At 62.8% G+C, this 21,201-nt stretch carries 13 protein-coding genes and 2 pseudogenes; 8 read left to right on the forward strand and 7 right to left on the reverse strand.

From position 1 onward, the window contains the following. Window positions 1–519: pseudogene (locus GOACH_RS13995) on the reverse strand (restriction endonuclease); the annotation flags it as partial. A gap of 638 nt (window positions 520–1,157) precedes the next feature. Then, window positions 1,158–2,681 carry an SIR2 family protein gene (locus tag GOACH_RS14000; protein ID WP_005175706.1) on the reverse strand — a complete coding sequence of 508 codons (1,524 nt, stop codon included), beginning with the start codon at window positions 2,679–2,681 and terminating at the stop codon, window positions 1,158–1,160. Window positions 2,682–3,355: 674 nt separating this feature from the next. Here GOACH_RS14000 and GOACH_RS14005 point away from each other — a divergent pair. From GOACH_RS14005 to GOACH_RS14015, 5 genes and pseudogenes are all read left to right on the forward strand, one after another. Then, entirely contained in the window at window positions 3,356–4,978 is a 1,623-nt protein-coding gene (locus GOACH_RS14005; protein ID WP_005175707.1) for a long-chain fatty acid--CoA ligase, read from the forward strand. 846 nt (window positions 4,979–5,824) lie between these two features. Next, window positions 5,825–6,586, forward strand: coding sequence for a hypothetical protein (locus GOACH_RS23760; protein ID WP_157227719.1), 762 nt, complete (start codon window positions 5,825–5,827; stop codon window positions 6,584–6,586). 119 nt (window positions 6,587–6,705) lie between these two features. After that, window positions 6,706–6,861 (forward strand): annotated as a pseudogene (locus tag GOACH_RS23765) (AMP-binding enzyme); the annotation flags it as partial. Window positions 6,862–7,064: 203 nt separating this feature from the next. Continuing rightward, window positions 7,065–8,147, forward strand: coding sequence for an HNH endonuclease (locus GOACH_RS14010; RefSeq protein ID WP_005175709.1), 1,083 nt, complete (start codon window positions 7,065–7,067; stop codon window positions 8,145–8,147). A 153-nt stretch (window positions 8,148–8,300) separates the two neighbouring features. Beyond that, window positions 8,301–9,941, forward strand: coding sequence for an APC family permease (locus GOACH_RS14015; RefSeq protein WP_005175710.1), 1,641 nt, complete (start codon window positions 8,301–8,303; stop codon window positions 9,939–9,941). A 163-nt stretch (window positions 9,942–10,104) separates the two neighbouring features. On the opposite strand, the gene GOACH_RS14020 is transcribed toward GOACH_RS14015, so the two are convergent. Next, on the reverse strand, window positions 10,105–11,961 hold the full coding sequence (locus GOACH_RS14020) for an HNH endonuclease signature motif containing protein (RefSeq protein WP_005175711.1): 1,857 nt from the start codon (window positions 11,959–11,961) through the stop codon (window positions 10,105–10,107). Between the two features lie 287 nt (window positions 11,962–12,248). Here GOACH_RS14020 and GOACH_RS14025 point away from each other — a divergent pair, with 287 nt between their 5' ends. Continuing rightward, a complete protein-coding gene (locus GOACH_RS14025; protein ID WP_005175712.1) occupies window positions 12,249–13,904 on the forward strand; it encodes a nuclease-related domain-containing DEAD/DEAH box helicase in 1,656 nt (551 codons plus the stop codon). 25 nt (window positions 13,905–13,929) lie between these two features. On the opposite strand, the gene GOACH_RS14030 is transcribed toward GOACH_RS14025, so the two are convergent. Continuing rightward, window positions 13,930–14,415, reverse strand: coding sequence for a pyridoxamine 5'-phosphate oxidase family protein (locus GOACH_RS14030; RefSeq protein ID WP_040518744.1), 486 nt, complete (start codon window positions 14,413–14,415; stop codon window positions 13,930–13,932). Between the two features lie 127 nt (window positions 14,416–14,542). Here GOACH_RS14030 and GOACH_RS14035 point away from each other — a divergent pair, with 127 nt between their 5' ends. Further along, window positions 14,543–15,514, forward strand: a complete 972-nt coding sequence (locus GOACH_RS14035; RefSeq protein WP_005175715.1) for a ketopantoate reductase family protein — start codon at window positions 14,543–14,545, stop codon at window positions 15,512–15,514. Window positions 15,515–16,218: 704 nt separating this feature from the next. Here GOACH_RS14035 and GOACH_RS14045 read toward each other — a convergent pair. Next, a complete protein-coding gene (locus tag GOACH_RS14045) occupies window positions 16,219–17,478 on the reverse strand; it encodes a TY-Chap domain-containing protein (protein ID WP_005175718.1) in 1,260 nt (419 codons plus the stop codon). 184 nt (window positions 17,479–17,662) lie between these two features. After that, the gene (locus GOACH_RS14050; protein WP_005175720.1) at window positions 17,663–17,980 is read right to left on the reverse strand and encodes a DUF2853 family protein; all 318 of its coding nucleotides are present in this window, start codon (window positions 17,978–17,980) and stop codon (window positions 17,663–17,665) included. A 237-nt stretch (window positions 17,981–18,217) separates the two neighbouring features. Here GOACH_RS14050 and GOACH_RS14055 point away from each other — a divergent pair, with 237 nt between their 5' ends. Continuing rightward, entirely contained in the window at window positions 18,218–19,969 is a 1,752-nt protein-coding gene (locus GOACH_RS14055) for a DUF3556 domain-containing protein (RefSeq protein WP_005175722.1), read from the forward strand. On the opposite strand, the gene GOACH_RS14060 is transcribed toward GOACH_RS14055, so the two are convergent. Further along, complete coding sequence (locus GOACH_RS14060; RefSeq protein WP_005175724.1) at window positions 19,923–21,164, reverse strand: lipase family protein; 1,242 nt, start codon at window positions 21,162–21,164, stop codon at window positions 19,923–19,925. The genes GOACH_RS14055 and GOACH_RS14060 overlap by 47 nt on opposite strands. Between the last annotated feature and the right edge of the window lie 37 nt (window positions 21,165–21,201).

The following is a 21,201-nucleotide window of genomic DNA, read 5'->3' on the forward strand; positions in this document are numbered from 1 at the left end:
GAGCCCCTTATGCACTGCGCGACCGTCCCTATAGACCGTAATTGCTCTGAACACCAGCAAGGGCGGGGCGGCCGCGCGTTCATCGGTAGAGGTACCGGCATGCAGCTTCGCGGTCTCGAGCAGTAGTCGATTCCCCCTCGTGCTGCCAGGTAGGCCCAATGTCGTCGGCTTGTGATCGCCGAAGTATCTGATGTGCCCGTGGTCGAGATCGAACTCGTCGTGCCACGGAGTGACGCTGCTGCCTGCCTTCCACGGACTCGACCTGATCGCAATTAAGGGCCTCCTGCGGAACCCGTCGCAATCGACGACTTCAGCGGGAGCGTTGATCCCGGCCTCTAGGAGCACCTTCGGCCGCGAGAGCTCGGCCGGGCTCATCAACCAGTGGAAGTTACGCACTCCGTCGACAACCAAGTCCGTCTGACCTGCTCCTTGCGAGTACCGGAGCTCATCGTGGACAGAGACATTGCGCGCGGGGCTACCGCCCAGACCCCAACCGAAGTCGCTCCTCGAATCAGCCATTCTTCACTCCTGCCACTGCCCGCTCGCACGACCAAACTCCACACCATGTTCGCCGACTGTCCGAACGGAACCAACTATGCAGCACGGTCCGGACGACTTGCGGCAGTTCCCACCGTCATCAGATGAGCGCTCCCATCATCTTGGATTTCTTAACGCGGAACCATAGGTGTTCCGGCTTCGCGGTAACACGCCGGAACGAAGGAGAACTGCCAGGTCCGCTGCACCAGCCTCAGTCGAGCAATGAGGCAACGGGGGATGATCCTGCTGGCAGTTGAGCACGCTCAGATGGGCAAGGCAAACCCGTTCACTCGCTTCACTGCTACGCTCCAAGCGGAGCAAACCGAGCTCGAAGAACTGGAAGATCGACTGCGAGCAGTTCTCCTCCCGCCTTTCGACACTTGAGCTCGACTGCTCTCACGGCATACGCGACGTGGTGTTCTCCTCGGGGGAGGTCGACAAGATTTTGAATACTTCGCGGATTCTGCAACGTCTCGGAGAGTACGCACAGCTTCCGTCGGCCGCTGTGACATCACCATCGACATCACGCAGAAAAAGGACGGGTCGCTCGTGGTGCTGCCTGCGCATGCGGCGGCGTAGGCGTTTGCGTCCATCGATCTTCACTCAACGGCAGACCACGCTTATTGAAGCGTTGCGCGTGTTCGCGAGAGCCTCGGCAGCTTGGTTTGCCTCTTAGCTCCGAGCTCGCCGAGCCGTTGCTGCAGAGGCTGCAATAGCCCGCTCCCAGACTCAAAGGCCTTCTGTGCCACACGACGCGCCTCAGCTGTTATCTTACGGTCGGTCGGTTCGAGCAGCCCCGCAAACCTACCGTCAAGAAGCCACGACGCATCAGTGGCCGCGAACATTCCGACTGCGTCGAGGAAGATCTCCATCCGTCGAACGCGAGCAGCGGTGTCATCCCCGGCACAGTTGAGCCAGTGAAAGCGCTTCTCCCACAGCTTTGTTCGCGCAGATGGCGCAGATACGTCCACGAATGTTCCGAAGTGGGCGTCGCTCTTGAGGAAGTCGTCGACCTCGACGGCGAGCCTGATGACGTTGTCGTCGGACATCGATGTCCCAACTACCAACAGATGTTTCGTCATCATCAGTGATTGCAAGAGAGAACCCGCCGGGCGGGATTGTGCGTCGTACCGAACGAAGCTGCGTCGCGTCAGGACGATGCTGTCCTCGTCACTGACGTCGCCGTGCATCTTCAGCAGCCAAGGGCGGCCGGCGCGCACAGTTTCTCGGGGAAGCTGAACGGGCCGAGGACGCCCGGTCGATTCGACGGCGAGCTCGTAGAGCCCGTCATAGTTCGTTGTGACCACCTCGCCGCAATCGAGTCCGGCTAACAACGCATGAGCTAGCGATACCTGGGTCTTAGCACGCACAATCGCCGCCACGGTGGACCCCAGCCGGTCGTTCAGATGCAGTGAAATAAGCTCAGCTTGATCCAGCGGCGAATCCGCAAGGCTATCGAAATCAGAACTCGCGATCTTTGCATGCCGCGAGAGATCTCGCAGCAGTTGGCCCCAACTCGGCAGCCCCGCTGCCATACTGACCCCCGCGCCTAAGAACAGCGCAAGGTGTCCCTGTTGTGCAAGGGCCCCGAGTTCGGCGGCTGCGTCGGCCTCCGTTCGCGACAACTCGAAGTGAGTCTCCGAATGCTGTCGACGAAGATGCTGAATCGCTCCGTGTACGGCAAGGTCGGGAGTTACCAACGCGATGTCGACGCCGTGTTGAGAAGCGATCCTAGACAACGCGGCCACCAACTCGCGAATGACTTCGCCACGACGCGCGCCCTGAGCGCCTCCACCAAGCCCGAGGACCGGCAGTGCGACGACACGACGGTCCACCGACGACAACCTGGATTCTGCAACTATCGCACCCACTAGAACGTCAAGCCGTTGTTCGAGTTCATCGCCCGTCACTGCAACGTCGTCGAACACGCTGATAAACCAGACCCCCGCATTCTCCTGACTGCGCCCGTATCCCCTTCCCCAGTTGTCAGGCCGCACCGGGCGAACCCCGCTCAGCACACCATCCCACGTCGAGCCAACTCGGAAGCGACGGTCGGTTGGGACGATTACCTCGTCATAGCGCACCGTTTCGAGTCGTCCGTGGACAGCAAACACATGTCCTCGCGGTGAAGATGCAACAGCCACGCGCACACTCTAACGAAGGACGTTTGCCTCACCGACTCGTCGGAGCCGCCCGAAGTCGCCGCCAACGTCAGGCTCCATACCCTCACTTATGCGGCCAAGCGAAGGTAGGCAGAACCCATGCCGTCAGATGCAGCGTCGACATCTCGCCGATCGTCGAAGGATCGCGCACGCTGCGCTTCTCGCGGTAGACACAGAAGGGTGAAGGTCGCCGACCTACACGACAATAGCGGCTGGCTTGGACACCCCGACTCCACGCCCGACGTGGGTCCGCAGCCCAACGACTCCTCGACGTCCTGCCGCGCCGCCCGGTCCTCGACAGGAAGGAGGTTGCAGCACAGCTGGACATCTCCGCCGACAACGCTGGCAGAGCAAAAATCGACCGCTCGTCGATGCCGGGATTCTGGAGGAGTTCACGGGCTCTACAGAAGTCGAATGTGGCAGGCCGTCGAGGTGACTGGCGCGCTCGATGCCTTCGCCGACCGGGCTGTGCGCCGTCGGCGATAGGCCGTCAACCCATCGCATGGCTCGCTCGACCAACAGACTTCTCGAAGAGATCTCCCCCGCCGCTCCACACGCCTGTCCGATTCTGCATAATCGACACCGTGATCGGAGTCACTCCGCCACCCTCAACCCCAGCACCGCCACAACGACCCACGCGAGCCCCAGGAGCACCCATGCAGAGCACCATGCAAGACGCACCGCTGCAGATCGCGCAGATCCTGCGCCACGGCAGCACGGTCCACGGCGACGCCGAGGTCGTGACCTGGACCGGAGACGGCTCGCGGCGTCGTAGCTACGCCGACGTCGGACGACGCTGCGCACAGTTGGCACACGCACTGCGCGGACTCGGCATCGACGGCGACCAGCGCGTTGCGACCTTCATGTGGAACAACGCCGAGCACCTCGAGGCCTACCTGGCCGTGCCCTCAATGGGCGCGGTCCTGCACACCCTCAACATCCGACTCTTCCCCGAGCAACTGATCCACGTGGCCAACCACGCCGAGGACCAGGTCATCATCGTCGACGCGTCGCTGCTGCCCCTGCTCAACCCACAGCTCCCGCAGCTCACCACCGTCAAGCACATCATCGTCACCGGCGACTCGGCCGACGGCGTCGACGCTCCCGACGGCGTGCAGGTGCACTCGTACGAAGCTCTGATCGCCGAGCACCCCGTCGAGTTCGACTGGCCCGAGGTCGACGAGCGTTCCGCCGCTGCGATGTGTTACACGTCGGGCACCACCGGCGATCCGAAAGGTGTTGCCTACAGCCATCGTTCGATCTACCTGCACTCCATGCAGGTCTGCATGACCGACGGACCGGGGCTCAGCCAGGGCGACCGCGCACTCGCCGTCGTGCCGCAGTTCCACGCAATGTCATGGGGTCTTCCCTATGCGGCGTTCATGATCGGGGCGTCGTTGATCATGCCCGACCGCTTCCTGCAGCCCGAACCGCTCGCCGCGCTGATCACCGCCGAGCAACCGACCACCGCTGCAGCCGTCCCGACCATCTGGCTCGGCCTGCATCAGTACCTCACCCAGCACCCACAGGACATCTCCTCGCTGCGTGACGTGCTCATCGGCGGCTCCGCGGTGCCGCCGTCGTTGATGCACGTCTTCGAGGACGAGCACAACGTCGAGGTACTCCACGCCTGGGGCATGACCGAGACCTCACCACTGGGCTCTGTCGCCCGCCCGCCCGCCGGCAGCGAGGGCGACGAGAGGTGGCGCTACCGCTACACGCAGGGTCGCTTCCCGGTGTCTGTACAGGCACGCCTCGTCGGCGACAACGGCGAAACCCTCCCCCACGACGGCAAGACCGTCGGCGAGCTCGAGGTCCGCGGCCCGTGGATCACCGGGGCCTACTACGGCGTCGACGCTCCCGACAAGTTCGATGACGGCTGGCTTCGCACCGGCGACGTCGGCTCGATCACGCCCGACGGCTACCTCACGCTGACCGACCGCACCAAGGACATCATCAAGTCCGGCGGTGAGTGGATCTCCTCGGTCGACCTCGAGAACGCTGTCATGGGCCACCCCGACGTCCTCGAAGCAGCGGTCATCGGCGTCCCCGACCCGAAGTGGGACGAGCGACCCCTGGTCGCCGTGGTGCTGAGCGAGGGTTCCGACGCCACACCCGAGTCGCTGCGAGAGTTCCTGTCCGACAAGGTGGCCAAGTGGCAGCTCCCGGAGAACTGGACCATCATCCCCGAGGTCCCCAAGACCAGCGTCGGCAAGTTCGACAAGAAGCGGCTGCGGTCGACGTTCCACGACGGAGGGCTCGAGGTCACCCGGTTGTAGTAGTGTGAACACTTCTATTAGCCTGCGCGCAGGAGTGATCGAAATAGACTGATCTGCGTAAGGGCGCACGTAGTCGGCGTGCTGACCGTGGCGCGTTTCCCGCATGAGCGGCGGCGCAGCAGGCGCGGGATCCGTTCCCTCACATCAGCGGGCTAGTGCGGATATCGTGGCTTTGTGACTCTCGAAACTATAAAAAGGCGACGACGGTATATACTCGGCGTCTACGATCGGCCGATTTTGCGCGATTGGCTATTCTGGACCCAGGCAGCTTGTACTGTTTTGTTCTCAATCATCCTGTTGTTCCCGACAGCTGAGAACGCCGCCAACGATCCGAGCACGCCTGTCTGGGTTGACAGCTTAGTCGGCGGACCTGTGATGGGGTTCATTTTCTTCTATCCGGTGGGTGTAGTTAGACGACTGTTTCGCGCATTCAGAGAGCGTAATCGGACAACTTCTTCACCAATTTCTGTCACACCAACTTCGCCACAGACTCCATCGTCAACGATTCAGCCAGCTCAACACTGGGACTATCCGGTAGCTCATCCCGAAAAACCTATGACGACAGCCCCCTCGTCCTTCATACCGACGGATCTAAGTCAGTCTGCGCAGCCGGTTGACGATAGGTGGCTGAATGAGTCGGCACCCGGATGGTCATCACCGAACTTACCCTCAATCGGCGCCGTCCCCTCGAATCCACCCGCTCCTGCGTCGACGCCCCCAATCCAGTCCTACCCCACGCCGCAAAACCCGACGCATCTCACTTCTCCCGCCCAATCGGACACCGTCTTCGATAGCGCGCGCATTCGACTTCCCTATCCGATTGCCCGAAGCGTTCGGGCATATCAAATGTCAAGCGAGCCGCTACAACAATACGGATATCTCCTTGACATTGGCGAGAGTGTCACGATCTGCGTGGGAGCTGTCGCCGCAGCGTGGATGCGTGACCATTGCAGCGATCATCCCGAGTTCAAGCGTTTCCTCCAAGGGATGGATCGGGGCCTTAGCCACGGCTCTTGGCATCCGCTTATTACGGCTGCGGCATCCGCAATGGCCGAACACTCCAGCGCCCTTGACAATTATGTTCCTGGGGTTACGTCTTCGAAGAAGATGCCCGCGCTTGTCGATATTCTGAGAGAGGTAGTCGAGGAACGTAATCGCTGGGCGCATGGTTCTCGTCCCACTACCAAGGGTGAAGCTATGGCTCGCACAGATACGTTGAAGCCCGTTCTCGATAGAGCACTTAAGAAAGCGAGTTTCCTAGGAGTCCACAGATGGATTCTCGTACGTCATATCGAATTCGATCGACGATACAGAAAATTCGAAGCTAGCGTGGGTGTCGCGATGGGAGATCACCCCGACTTCGAAATTAGTTCGATCTCAACCAACACTCCACTTGCACTCGACAACATCTATTCTCAATCTCAAGTAGGATTCATAGATCTGGCGCCGTTTATTGTCTATCGATACTGCAGCCATTGCCACAGCCCGGAAATGTTCTTCACCGACCGACTCAAGGATAATGGCGCCGTCCTCAAGAGCTTCGCCCGCGGGCATGAAGAGTTTGATGAAGCAATTTTTGCGGAGTTCGCTGCCCTTCGTAGTGCTTAACCATCCATTACTCAAATCGTATGTGCCCTAAAGGACAGGGGTAATCAAGCCCAGAAAGCTCACTCGTGCAAGCTCCGCGCTCTTCACCGCACCGCAGTGCCGACGAAAGTCAGTATCCAGCCAGCGGCGAGTGGATCTCCCAGGTCGACCTAGAGAACGCCGTCATGGGCCACCCCGACGTCCTCGAAACCGCCGTCATCGGGGTCCCTGACCCGAGGTGGGACGAGCGGCCCCTAGTCTCCAAGGGATCCGACGCCGCAAAACCTCGTGTCCGTCCTCGGCGGACCCGACTCCGACTACGTCACCGACGAGGCAATACTCGTGGATGGCGGCATGGTCTTCGTCTGAGCCGCGTCGCAGATCGCACCCACAACCGTCATCCGCAAACGCCGCCCAAACTCGCAGACGCGGCTGGTGTACCACCCGCGTCTGCAAACTCGAGCCGCGTTCGGGCAGTGCGCAGTCCTACACTCGACCCGTGCCCTCCGACCCCCTGACGCTCGGCCAGCAGCTGGTCGCGGTGCTCGAGGGTGGCAGGCGCACGTCGACGTACAAGCTCGCGGTGATGGTCGCGCTCCTCGACCTTGCCGTCGAATCCGTTCCCGACGACCCCGCGGCCGAGGTACCCATCGACCTCGACGACCTGACCGACCGCGTGATGGCGCTCTACTGGACCCAGCTGCGACCACTCAGCGAACGGGACCAGCTCGTGCTTCGACAATCGCGCGACGGCCGCGGTGTCATCTTCTCCGCGCTCCAGAACCTCCGGGACGAATGCGACTCCCTACGCGAAGTCCCCATCGAGACCGCGAGAATGACTGCCCCGCTGCACTACTCGACGGCCCATCGCACCATCAAGAAGGCTCTCGTCCGCTATCCGCTGCACCTGTTGCAGCAGGTCGGCACCCACACCCACGAATGCTTCCTCTACGACGACTCGTGGATGGGCACTGACTCGCCGCGCGTCATCGCCGACCACGGCAATCGACTCGTCCTCTTCGCCGGCGTCTACCACACACTCGCTCGGCTCGCTCCACTGGTGAAGCCTGCATTTCAACTCGCATGGGTCGACGACGTGCGGCACATGAACCGCGACGTCCTCGACGACGGCCCCGACATCGCCGACCACCTCTTCGGCACCGAACGCGTTTCGCTGATCAGACTCGCGGGCATCCTCGCCGACCAGTTCGGCAACGACTGCTTCTACTGCAACGCCCGCCTGCGCGCCGGGCGTCACGTCGACCACGTCCTCCCGTGGTCGCGCACCGGGATCGACGGCCTGGCGAACTTGGTCTTGTCCTGCCAGCCATGCAACACAAGCAAATCCGACGTACTGCCTGCACCCTTCTATGTGGTGCGCGTCCTCGATCGCGGCCGCGACGTCATCGACGCGCTGGCCGAGAGCATCCGCTGGCCCAGCCAGTACGACCGCGTCCGGTCGGCTTCGCACGGCCTGTATTCGACCCAGCCCGACACCACTCCGGTCTGGCTCGGCCGCAAGCACATCGAACCGTTGAAACGCGTCGACGTCGACTTCGACGAACACGATATCGATCTGTGAGTTGCACGCCGCCCCACGACGAGCACCGTCAGATATGACCGATTTACGCACTATTGCAACACATTTCGGCGGCAATGGTCTCGTTCCGGCAGTCCGAGGTCGCCTCACCGGTTAGGTTGACTCAAGACCACGGTGCCGTTGCGGGGAGGCGAGATGACTCACACCAGTTCGGACTCACCAGAGGCAGCCAAACATACGCTGCGTCGCGATGTCGGGCTCATCGGTCTTCTGTTCGCCAGCGTGGGATCGATCATCGGCAGCGGCTGGTTGTTCGGCGCCATGAACGCCGCGCAGAAGGCTGGCCCCGCTGCGATCATCTCGTGGGCGTTGGGCGCCTTCATGATTCTGCTCATCGCACTCACCTTTGCCGAACTCGGCACCATGTTCCCGGTCTCGGGTGGTGTGGTGCGCTTCCCGCACATCGTTTTCGGCTCGTTCGCAAGCTACACCGGTGGCTGGATCCTCTGGATCGCCTGCGGCACTGTCGCTCCGATCGAGGTCGAGGGCGCACTGCAGTACGCCACCAAATACGCGGCGTTCACCGAGAAGAGCACCGTCGACGGCAGTACGGTGCACACACTTACCGGACTGGGTTACATCCTCGCATTCGTGCTGCTGGCGCTGTTCGTCGTCATCAACTACGTCGGCGTGCGCTGGTTTGCCCGCATCAACAACGTGCTGGTGTGGTGGAAACTCGCGATCATCCTGATCGTCGTCATCGCGTTTCTGGCAACCCAGTTCCGCACCGACAACTTCACCTCGCAGGGCTTCATGCCCAACCACTGGCAGGGCGTCTTCGAAGCCATCGCGACGTCGGGAATCGTGTTCTCCTTTCTCGGTTTTCGCCAGGGAATCGAGCTTGCCGGAGAAACGTCGAACCCACGCAAGTACGTACCTATCGCCGTCATCGGCTCGGTGGTGCTCACCGGCGTCATCTATGTGGCGCTCCAGGTGGCGTTCATCGGTTCGCTCAATCCCGCCGACTTCGCCAGGGGCTGGTCGGAGATGGGCTTCAAGAACGATTTCGGTCCGCTGGCCGCCATCGCCACCGCTCTCGGACTGGCATGGCTGGCCACGTTGCTCTACATCGACGCGATCGTGTCACCCGCCGACACCGGTCTGATCTACACCACTGTCACCGCGCGTGTCTCGTACGCCATGGCCCGCAACGGTAACGCGCCACGGCCGCTGGCCAAGACGACGCACCGCGGCGTCCCGCTCATCAGTCTGCTGGTCGCATTTGTGCTCGGACTGATCGTGCTGCTGCCGTTCCCGAGTTGGCAGCAGCTCGTCGGGTTCATCACGTCCGCGACGGTACTGTCCTTCGCCGCGGGACCTGTCGTTGTGGCCGCATTGCGCCGTGCCGCACCAGAACTCGACCGCCCCTTCCGTGTCCCGGGTGGCGACGTGATCCCTGTCCTCGCGTTCGTCTCGTCGAATCTCATCGTGATCTGGTCGACGTGGACGATCAACTTCAAGCTTTTCATCGCGGTCCTCATCGGCCTGGTGTTACTCGCCGTCCTCGAGATGGTCTACGACCAGCCGGTGCTGGAGATGCGCTCGGGCTCATGGATCATCATCTGGCTGGCCGGTCTGGCACTGATCTCCTACCTCGCAGGCGATCTCGATGACTCCGCTACTCTCGGATTCTGGCCAGCCAACATCGTGACAGTTGTGTTCAGCGTCATCGTGTTCTACGTCGCCGTGCATTACCGGCTGCCGGAGAAGACCATGCGCGAACACATGGAGCAGGTGAAGTCCGACGCTGCGCTCGAAGACGAAGAACTCGGTTGAGTGCCCACAACGCTGGCCGGGCAACATCTCGCTGGATCCGTCAGACGAGGCTGCAACGTCGAATGATTCGCACTCATCGAACAAACTCCCTATGCCCCGCCACCTGGTGTGGTGGCGGGGTGAGACTTGGTGCGGCTACGCGGTTGAACACCCCTGGAGCGTGTCAGGCAGCGTCGGGCAGCGATGGCGGGTCAGTCCCGCCCGGTGGGTCGACGCCGCCGCCCGGAGGGTCCGGCGGTCTCGGCGGCTGTGGCGGCTTCGGCGGATCGGGTGCGTCAGGATCGAACGGTCTCCAACTGAGGTCGACCCGCGTGTCGCTGACAAGGACGAGCCCCCGCGGCACCGTGGAGGACAGAGAGGCCTCGACCGAACTGCGCGCGGTGTCATTGCCGCGTCGCGACCCGTCGGAAGTTCCCGTGCTCTTCTCGTCCGCCGTGGGGAAGTCACCTCTCGAACAGGCACCGGCAGAAGCGTCGGTACCACCGACATCGCTTGTGGTACCGGGTGAACGGTGGGCAAGGTAGTCGCGGAAATCAGCGGCGACGTCAGCAGCTCGGTTGATGTGCTCAGGGTTGAGCGGCATACCCGGCGCGGAGTTGAGTCGCCACGCGACGCGGCCGGTGTCTGGTCCTTCAGTGATGATGCGCGTGGTGTACTGGCCGGGCTTCGGCCCAACCCTGCGGTTGTGGATGGCGCAAGCCGGCACCAACTGATCGATATCGGTGAGCCCACCGTCGGCCCAGTCTTTGACCGCATGATGCATCTGCACGCGGGAGGCTGGTTCCGTGCATCCCGGAGCCGAACACATGCTGCCTCCGTCGGAGGCGAACGACGCGAAGCGCTGTCCCACCGTGGCGATCCGTTTGGACCTACCCAGATACAGCGGAACCGTGGTGTGATCGGCGAATACCGCCAGGAACGGTTGGGCGCCACTGGAAGCGGCCATCTCGACTACATCGGCGATCGGCAGCAGCGACCCGGTCGCGGTCTGCGCCACCCCTGCGCCTGCTTCGAGCTCAGCCAGCGTCGTTTTCACAATCACCTGGATCGGCAGTCCCCTGTGGGTATTACCAAGCATCCCCGACGCCAGGACGCGCTCCAACAGCGCTGAGAGCGCGTCGTGGTTGCGCTGTGCGCGCGAGCGCGTGTCACGTTCAGCTGCAGCCGCTACGTCTTCGGCATTGGCGGACGTGGCGGGACCTGACGGAGAGGCAGGGTCGTCGGGATTGTTCATCCCAGGGCTGGCCCATGCCTCCAGCACCACATCGAGACGGGCCCGCGCCACCGGATCGAGATCGGCGGTCAGACGCGACATCAACTGTGCGTTCTGCCGATTCACCCACAGCCGACGCCGTCGTTTGCGGTCCTTGTCGTCGGTGAGTGAGCCATCCGGATCCAGATGCGCCAACAATCGCGTGCCCAGATTGGTCACTTCGGCTGGGGTGAATTGTGTTGCGTAATCGGCCATCTGCGCCTCGGCGGCAGCCTTGGTGTCGTCAGGGACATCGTGTGGGATGGCTTTCAAGATATCCAGCACGGCCTGGGCATGTGCACCGCCAATCGTGCCCTCCACGACGTGCTCTGCCAAGCGGGGACAGGCAGGCGTCAGCTGTTCGCCACTGTATGAAGTGAATGTTCCTGTCGCTGTGATCAATCGATGACGTGCGGCGGGATCGCCGATGTGCAGATGGTGTGACAGAAAGCCACGGACATCGCGGCACCCGAGCTTGCGCGGTATATCTCGGTCGGATGCCTCCACGATCAACCGATCGGTGACGGCGCTCGACGTCCGCCTCGCCAACCGCTCAGCGTGCACTGCGGCCTCGGCCACGGCGGCATCCGACAATGTCGACACATCGACCTGTGCCAACTCATCGAGCGCCACAGCCAACTGACGCAGTTTCTCGGCAATCGCAGCATCCGGGGAGCCTGGCAAGGCGGAGTCAAGGACGGCCGAACTCATCGACGTCGACACCAAACCAGCACGCTCGCCGAGGATTTCGCCATCGTTGCCAGGCATCTGACACCACCCCCGCCCTGAACACGTGCCGTCGAAACTTCTGATCGGTGAAGAATGCTGAGTAGTCGAGCAACCACATCCAGCCATGTAATCGGCCGGCGGTCGATCGAATGTGTGTTCTACAATAGCGGACTAATCCGACATCCTCAAGGATCTGTCGAACATGGTTTCGGCTTGTCTTCCGGTCCTGTACCTCGCCCGCAATGTCGGACTCGCCTGGCACACTTACTCAACGCACCATGCATGAGAGACGCGCCGCACATCACAGCAGTCGAGAGGGTTGACGCATGCCGCACACGATCCCGCAGGCACCTCGCTTCGCGTCGAATGCCGAGGAGGCGGTATGGCAACGGCTGAAAGAGCAACTCTCCGACGCGGACCTACTCGTCGCGAATCAACGAGTCACCGACCATGACAAGGACCACGAGATCGATCTGGTGGTGGCCATCGACGGCGCGGGAATCGCCTGCCTCGAGGTCAAAGGTGGCGAGGTGTGGCACGACGGCGAGTCGTGGTGGCAGACACGCAGCGGCCGACCACCGAAACGGATAGCGCCGGTCCGTCAGGCGTTGGAGGGCTGCTATGCGCTTCGCGATTTCGTCGAGGCCGACCCGCGGTGGACGCAGGGCCGCCGACGCTGGGATCATCTCGTCGTCTTTCCGCACTCGCAGGTCCCCGCCGATTTCGCGCTACCGGACTGCCCACGGTGGAAGATCATCGACCGCACGCAACTCGACGAGGTGATGCCTCTGGTACGACGGGTGCTGTTGCAAAAGACTCCCGATCTACCGTTCCTCGACAACACCGGTATCGAGCAACTCGTGGTGGCGCTCGGCGGCCGGGGCCTTCCACAACGCGACGTCGTTGCACGCGCCATCGACAACGAGAACGTCGCCGATGCACTCACCGCAGACCAAGCGGTCATCCTGCGCGCCATCGACGCGTTGCCGCGCGTCGAGATCCGCGGCGGTGCCGGGAGCGGAAAGACCTTCCTCGCGCTGGAGCAGGCGCGACGCCTCACGCGAGCAGGACAGCGCGTCGCGTTGGTCTGCTACTCGCACGGTCTCGCGTCGTACCTCGAACGCATCACGTCGGCATGGAACCGCAAGGACCGACCGTCGTACGTCGGCGAGTTCCACGACCTCGGTATCCAATGGGGTGCCGCTGCCGGTCCCGACGAGTCCGTACGCAGCGAGGCTGCGTCCCAGTTCTGGGAACACGAACTGCCGCAACAGATGCGCGACCTGGCCGACGCGCTCCCGCCCGGCAAGAGATTCGATTCGATCATCGTCGACGAGGCGCAGGACTTCGCCGACGAATGGTGGCCACCGCTCCTCGCAAGCCTGCGCGACCAGGAGAAGAGCGGAATCTATGTGTTCAGCGACGAGGCGCAGCGGGTCTTCGACAGGCAGGGATCACCGCCGGTCCCGCTCGTACCCATCGTCCTCGATCACAATCTCCGTAACACGCGCCAGATCGCCAGCTCATTCAGTTCGCTTGTCGGACAACGCATGCTACTCAAGGGCGGCGAAGGCCCCGACGTTCGATTCATTCCGTGTACCGCAGAAGAGTCGCTCGAGGCGGCCGACGACCAGATCGACGTCCTTCTCGACGACGGCTGGCGTCCCGAAGACATCGCGCTGCTCACCACCGGCAGCCGACACCCGGAGCAGATCGAACGGCAGGCCGAGGGCAACAAGTCGTACTGGGCCACGTTCTGGGACGACGACCAGGTCTTCTACGGCCACGTACTCGGCTTCAAAGGACTAGAGCGTCGAGTGATCGTGCTCTCACTCAACGAATCCCAGCCGCGAGACAGGTCGACGGAGCGCCTCTACGTGGGCTTGTCGCGGGCGCGCGACCAACTCGTGGTGTGCGGTGATCCCGAGTTCATACGCACCGTCGGAGGACCGGAGGTCGCGCGTCGGCTCGGAGTCGACTGACTTGCGAGTCCGGCTGTACCGACCGTCAGAGCTCCACCGACTTGTTGCTGGCGACGTCGGGTTGATCTCCGGACACGATCGCCTTGGCGTACTTCAGTAGCGCAACGGGTTTCGGGCTGTCGAGAGTCCAGTACTCGGCGGAGTCGGCATGCACCTTCAGCAGCGCGACGCCTGGGTCCTCCCGACCCTTCTCGAACCAGGCTTCGGCGTGCGGGTTCCAGAGTTCGTCGATGAGCTTCTGATCGTGGGTGACCGACGCCGTACCCGCGATCGACAGGTAGCTGTCGTCGGCCTGGAGACTCACATTGACGTGTGAGTCGTCGGCGACCTGACCGGTCTTCGGCGATGGGTCGACGGTGAAGAAGTAGAGATCGCCGTCGAACTTTCGGTCCAGCACGGCGAGCGGCCGACTCAGCAGCCTGCCGTCGGATTCACTGGTGGTGACAAAGGCGACGTTGGCCTTGGAGATCAGCTCGCCGATGCGCTCGAATTCGGTGTTGTCAGCAGTCATGGTTTTCACGCTACGCGCAAGTGCTCACTCCGCCCACCGTCGTACAATGCCACCGCCGACAGGCCGCCCGGCATGACCCACACCGCGTACCCTCCGCCATCCCGCCGTTCGCACCTACCCTGAAACCATGCGTTTCGTCATCTACGGTGCGGGAGCAATCGGCGGAGTCATCGGTGCTCACCTGGCACTTTCGGGAGCTGAGACAACTCTGGTCGCGCGCGGCGAGCATCTGCGTGCGATGCGCGAACACGGACTCGTCCTCGACACCGCAGACGGGCGACAGTCGGTTTCAACCGCACTTGCGTCGAATGCCTCGGAGGTGAACTGGGGCGACGATGCCGTCGTTCTCCTCGCGGTCAAATCTCAGCAAACCGCCGCCGCGATCGACGATCTCCGCGCCCACATGCCCGCCAACACGCCGGTCGTGTCCGCGCAGAACGGCGTCGCCAACGAACGTCAACTGCTGCGCGTGTTCCCGCACGTGTACTCGATCTGCGTGATGCTGCCGGCACTCCATCTCGAACCGGGAGTCGTGGTTCAAGGGTCGTCGAATCGACCCGGAATCCTCGACGTCGGGCGATACCCGTCAGGTACAGACGAAGTGAGACAGGCGATTTCGTCGACGCTGAGGACCGCGACCTTCCTCTCCGAGCCACGCCCGGACATCATGGCGTGGAAGTACCGCAAGCTGATCATGAATCTCGTCAACGGTATCGACGCCAGCTTCCGCAACGACGGCGATGCGTTCGACGAACTCGTCCGGCGCGCACGGGCCGAAGGCGAACGGGTTCTCGAGGCGGCAGGCATCGACGTCGTGTCGGAAGCCACCGACCAGGATCGACGTGGTGACGCAATCGTCCGCCGCGACACCGGCGAGAGTTCGCTGGGCAGTTCGACGTGGCAGAGCGTCGCGCGTGGTTCTGGCAGCGTCGAAACCGACTACTTGTCCGGCGAGATCGTGCTGCTCGGCCGCATGTACGGCGTCCCGACGCCCGTCAACGCCCTCGTCCAAAACGAAACCACCCGCCTCGCGCGCGAGGGACGCTCGGCAGCGAGTTCGGATGCACGGGCCGCGCTGTCGGGCCTGGCGTCGACGTAGTGTCGGGGACCGAGTCCCGCAGCCCGTCGGAACCCCCTGCTGGGCCCGCGCTCAGCGCATCAGAAGGCGACGGCGTCGTCGGCGAGACCGGCGTGGCCGCCTCGATTTCCTGGAGGATCTCCTTGCACGTCGCGACCGCAATTCCGCACAGTTTGCGACCACGTGCGGTCAGCGTCGCATCGGTCGACCGGTCGTGCCAGACCTGCAGCATGCGTCGCGCTGTGGCTGCGATCTCGCGCGGGTCGCTGTCAGGCGAAAGCCCCAGGCGTAACGCGGGGTCGGCCCCGTGGGAACCGAGCAACGACACGAGTTCGTCACGCACCGACCTGGGAAGGTCATGATCTTCGCGCAGTTGCGGGAACCGCTCGGTGCGTGTGCTCGGGCCGACTCCGCGGTGCGCCGTGGGAACTGCGAACATCTCCGTCGGCGAGTTCGGATCCGCCTGTGTCTCACCCGCGCAGGGCTGCGGGATCGATCCGGAGGGTGATGCCATGTAGGGACTCCTTGCTCGTACTGACGGCACTGCGTCGTGGGAGGGTCGTAGGAAGGACAGCGACCCCGCCGCGACACTGTTGTCTACGACGGGGCCACATCGCGAGGGTGTGGTCTATCGACGAGGTGATCTTGTCTCGTTCACGCCTTCGACTCTGCCTGCCGACCCTTGCCACTCGATCAACACGACCTGAGAGCAGCCTTCGGATTGATCACGCGGCCTGTTCCCACCACCCGTTGGCTTCCGCCGAGACCGCGATCGCTTCCGTCAGAACCGGCATGAACGCTCTGATCCGCCGCAACAGTTGCGCCCAATCCTGTTGTGTCGCATCACTGTCACTGCTCGAGACGGTGCCGGCCTCTAATGCCTCGAGGTGCTCGGCGCAGATCCGTACATAGCGGCGCAGCATCGGCGTGTTGGCGCGCGAGCGTCGCATGATCTCCGTCGCAGTCAACCCGCCTGGAGTCGCGGAGTACTCATCGATGAGGGCTGTGAGACCCGTGGGCATCACCTCCACACCCACGTCGTCACGCTCGGTCAGCTCGGGATGTAGTTGCTCGACGATGTCGATGGCCCCCTCCTCGATGAACGTCGCCCATGCCGTGACCGCAGCAAGGAGATTGGATGGATGGAACACCACGGCGTCGAGCGCGCGCACAGCGAAGACGTGGTCCTTCGCCACCACGATGGACACATCAGGCCAGCGCGACGAGTGTTCGGCGACGACCGCGCCGAGCAGTGTCATGTCGGGTGTGCCGTGCGCGATGATCGTGCAGAACTCGAGTCGCAGAGCATACGGCGACACGATCAGCTTGGTGTAGAAACCCCCGACGTCGAACCGGACTGCTGTGTCGTCGACGTCGATCAGCTCGACGCCGCATGCGACGAGAGTGTCACGAGCGAGGTCGAGCAGGTGTGTGGCGTCGGCGGCGGTCGCTGCCGTCGTGGGTGTTGCGGTCAGGCGCACGTCGACGGTCCTGCGCCTGCCGGAGCCATCGCTCGTGATCGGCAGCGGTTGTACGGTCTTCGGAGTGGTGGTCGGAGTGGCGTGGGACTCGCTCACCGCGAACACCGACGGATCGTCGAAATCCCACACCTCGCGTAGCGTCCGCACGACAGTTGCGGCCAACACGTCGACACCGCGTCGGCCCGATTCCAAAATCTCAGAACCCGAACGCATTCTGTGATAACCCAATTCGAGCATAGAGATCGACCGGTCGCGCACGTAGAGCGGATCGTCGGGAGGCCGGACATGGATGAGCATGTCACGCCCGAGGGTGCATCGCACTTTCCGCGAACCGGTCACCGTGAACGTGAGACGCACCGGACCGTCGGAGGGGTTGGTACTGGTGATCTCGATGACGTCGCCGCGCTCGAGTGCGCGCAGTCGGAACCTCAGCCGTCGAGTGAATGCCTCCCACTCGGGCTCGATCGCACCGGCACCCTGCTCCCCTGAATCTGATCGCGTCATGGCCCCTCCTGCGTCTGATGACTGATCGTCGAATCACACACTAGTTCGAGGGTCTGACATGCTCAGGTGGCTGCGGACAGGCGAGGCGACGACACCACACGTCACTGACGCGGCTATCCCGCTCGACGTCGATGGCCTCTACCCGAGATCTCCGACGCCGAGCGGGGCCGCGATATCGGATGTCCTACTTGAAGACTCCGAGCTTGCCGAACTTGTCGGCGAGTTTGTAGTACACCGCGAGTCGCGGATTGGACGAGCCGTCCTTCATCTCGGCGAGAACATCCTTGATCGCGTTGTCGAGGTAAGCGTCATTCTCGGTGAGCCCGAGCTTCTTCTTCAGGAAGTTCTCGCGGACTGTCTTGAGTTCTTCCGGATCGCTTGCCGACACCATTGCCGCGTCGCGGTTCTGCAGAGCGAGTCGGTAGGTGGACGCCATCTTCTCGACCACGGCGGGGTCGGCGTCCGAGACGTACTTCTTGACGGTTTCCAAGGCATCAGACATGGGACACTCCATTGGGTTGTCACTGGTACAGGCGTCACGGTACGCCCGTGAACTCCTTCGAGTCGGCCGAATCGCGGGTTGCCGGGAATGTCCGTACTCGCACATCACGGACGCCGCGAGAACGGTTTTCGCGCAGGCCACAAGCGTGTCGCAATCGCATCATCCGAAACCCAACCAAGCATTCGTTTGGTTTGTTACGGTCCAGGCTGCGGCAGCAATAGGCAGCGAGGTCAGAACATGGGGTTCATCAAGCAGACCAGTCCTGAAGTCGATTTCCCGACGTGGAGTCAGGGGTCGCGAGCCGAGAAGATCCGACCGATGGCGCGTCAGTGGGCCGAGGTCGGGTTCGGCACTCCTGTCGCTCTTCATCTCTTTTACGTGGTCAAGATCCTCGCCTACATCGTCGTCGGATGGACCATCGCGGCTGCGACGCCGGGCGTGGGCGGATTCTTCGACGTCGCGTCCTGGTACAACGAGCCGGTCGTGTTTCAGAAGATCGTGCTCTACACCATGCTGTTCGAGGTCATCGGACTCGGCTGCGGATTCGGTCCGCTCAACAATCGGTTCTTCCCGCCGCTGGGTTCGATCCTGTATTGGCTGCGTCCCAACACCATTCGCCAACCGCCATGGCCGACGCGCGTACCACTGACGCGGGGCGATGTACGCGGACCCATCGACATCCTGCTGTACGCGGCACTTCTCGTGATGCTCGTGGTCGGACTCGCAAGTCCCGGCAGCAGGCCGCTGCCTGGTCTCGATACGGCAACCGGCGCGTTGCCGGTGTGGGAGATCTCCACAATACTCGCGATTCTCGGCGCGCTCGGATTGCGCGACAAGACCATCTTTCTCGCCGCACGCGGTGAGGTATACGGAGCCCTGTGCGTGACATTCCTGTTCACCGGCGTCGACATGATCGTCGCGGCGAAGATCATCTTCCTGGTGATCTGGCTCGGCGCCGCGACGTCGAAGTTGAACAAGCACTTCCCCTTTGTGATCGCCACGATGATGTCGAACAACGCGGTGATCCGGTCATCGTCGATGAAGCGCCGCTTCTTCGAGAACTTCCCGGACGATCTGCGGCCGGGGCGACCTGCGCGATGGATCGCCCACTTCTCCACTGCGGTCGAAGGTCTCGTGCCGATCGTGTTGTTCTTCTCGCACGGAGGCTGGCTCACCTGGACTGCCGCGGCGATCATGCTGATCTTTCATTTCGGGATTCTCAGTTCGATCCCGATGGGGGTTCCGTTGGAATGGAACGTCTTCATGATGTTCGGGGTGCTGGCATTGTTCGTCGGCCATGCAGACCTCGGTCTCACCGATCTCGAGCACCCGTGGTGGGTCGCACTGCTGTTCGTCGTCGTTGCGGGCACAGTGGTGATCGGAAACCTGTTCCCGCGCAAGGTGTCCTTCCTACCGGGCATGCGCTACTACGCGGGTAACTGGGACACCGGGATCTGGTGCATGACGCCGTCGGCCTCTCAGAAGCTGGAAGAGAACGTGGTCGCGATCGCCGCACTACCCGCGTCGCAGCTCCAGCGCATCTACGGCAGTCCGGAGGCCGCGCAGATCGCGCTGTACATGGGGTACGCGTTCCGCGCCTTCAACAGTCACGGACGAGCATTGTTCACACTGGCCCATCGCGCAATGGCTGGTCTCGACGAATCACAGTTCATGCTGACTGACGGTGAACGCATCTGCTCGACGGCGATGGGCTGGAACTTCGGCGACGGCCACCTGTCCAACGAGCAGCTCATTGCATCGCTACAGAAGCGGTGCGGGTTCGAGCCGGGTGAGGTGCGCATTGTTCTCGTCGACGCCCAGCCCATTCACACTCAGACCCAGCAGTACCGTCTGATCGACGCCGCGACAGGTGAATTCGAGCGTGGCCACGTGCGGGTAGCCGATTTGGTGACCCGCCAGCCGTGGGATGACACCGTTCCCGTCACTGTGACCTGGACAGCCTCATCCGCTGACCGGCAATCGCGGTGATCGTCTTGTCTTCGCCGGGCTGACCGTCGAGTCGATGTGTCAGCCAGCTGATGGCGAGCGGGCCTGAGAGCGGCAACAGCGAATAGTGCTCCGTCACAAGGTCACGCACGTACGTGACGGGCACACCCAGCTCCCGGTAGCGCTGTGCCTGCGCGTCCACGTCGTCGGCGTCGATCACCTCGTCGTGCACTGCCTGCATCACCAGCAGCGGCACGCTCGGCGGGTGCGTGCCGAGTTGCAGGTCGTCGATCATCTCGACGATCCCCGGGTCGGCGAGTACGTCGGCCAGCGGGATGTCGAAGTAGTCGTCGAGATCGTGATTGCGAAAGCGTCGTATTGCCGCGAGCGTCGGCAATCGGGTTGCCTCATCGAGGTTTGCGCGACCGAACTCCGTCGCGTGCTCGTCGATCACGTGGTCGAGGGCGGGGTAGACCCGACGTAGCCCGGCAATGACCAGAATGGGGAGCCCCGCATGGAGTCCGCCGTTGAGGCGCAGAAGAGTCGACGCCATGTCGCCAACCGGTGAGCCCAATACGGCACCGACGATATTCAGCTCGGGGGCATAGTCGGGTGCCACCTCGGCGGCCCATGACGTGGCCAGCCCGCCGCCAGAGTATCCCCACATTCCGATGGGAGAGGCAGGGTCCAGCTGCAGCGACTCGAACGAGAGCGCAGCACGGATGCCGTCCAGCGCACGGTAGCCCGGTTCGCGAGGGGCACCCCACGCGCCCTTCATCCCCTCATGGTCGGGGATCGAAACGGCCCATCCCTTCGCGAGTGCGCGCCTGACCACCATGAACTCGAACGGGGCAACAGCGCGCGATGCGTCGGCGCCCTTCTGCAGGGCGTATGAGGGGAAGCACTGCGAGGTCACTGCATCGATCGCGCACTGGAACGACAGCAGCGCAGGGTTCGGATGCTTCGAACGATCGGGTACGACGACGGTTGTGACGGTCGCGTCTGGCTTGCCGTCGAGGTCGGTCGACCGATACAGCAGTTGCCACGCCTGATGATGCGACACCCAGAAGTTCTTGAGCTCGACCTGCCGGGACCGGATGACCTGGCCCGGACGATACGCATCCAGGTCGGATGGGGCCTCGTAGAAGCTGTCCTCGGTGGGCAGCAGTGGAGCGACCGCGACATCGGTTTCCGGTGTTGCGGTCGCTGACGGCGCTGTCAACGTCTCCGCTGTCATGTCACTCTCCTCATCAGTACTTGTATTTGCCAACATC

This window comes from Gordonia aichiensis NBRC 108223 (assembly GCF_000332975.1).
GTDB classification, from domain to species: domain Bacteria; phylum Actinomycetota; class Actinomycetes; order Mycobacteriales; family Mycobacteriaceae; genus Gordonia; species Gordonia aichiensis.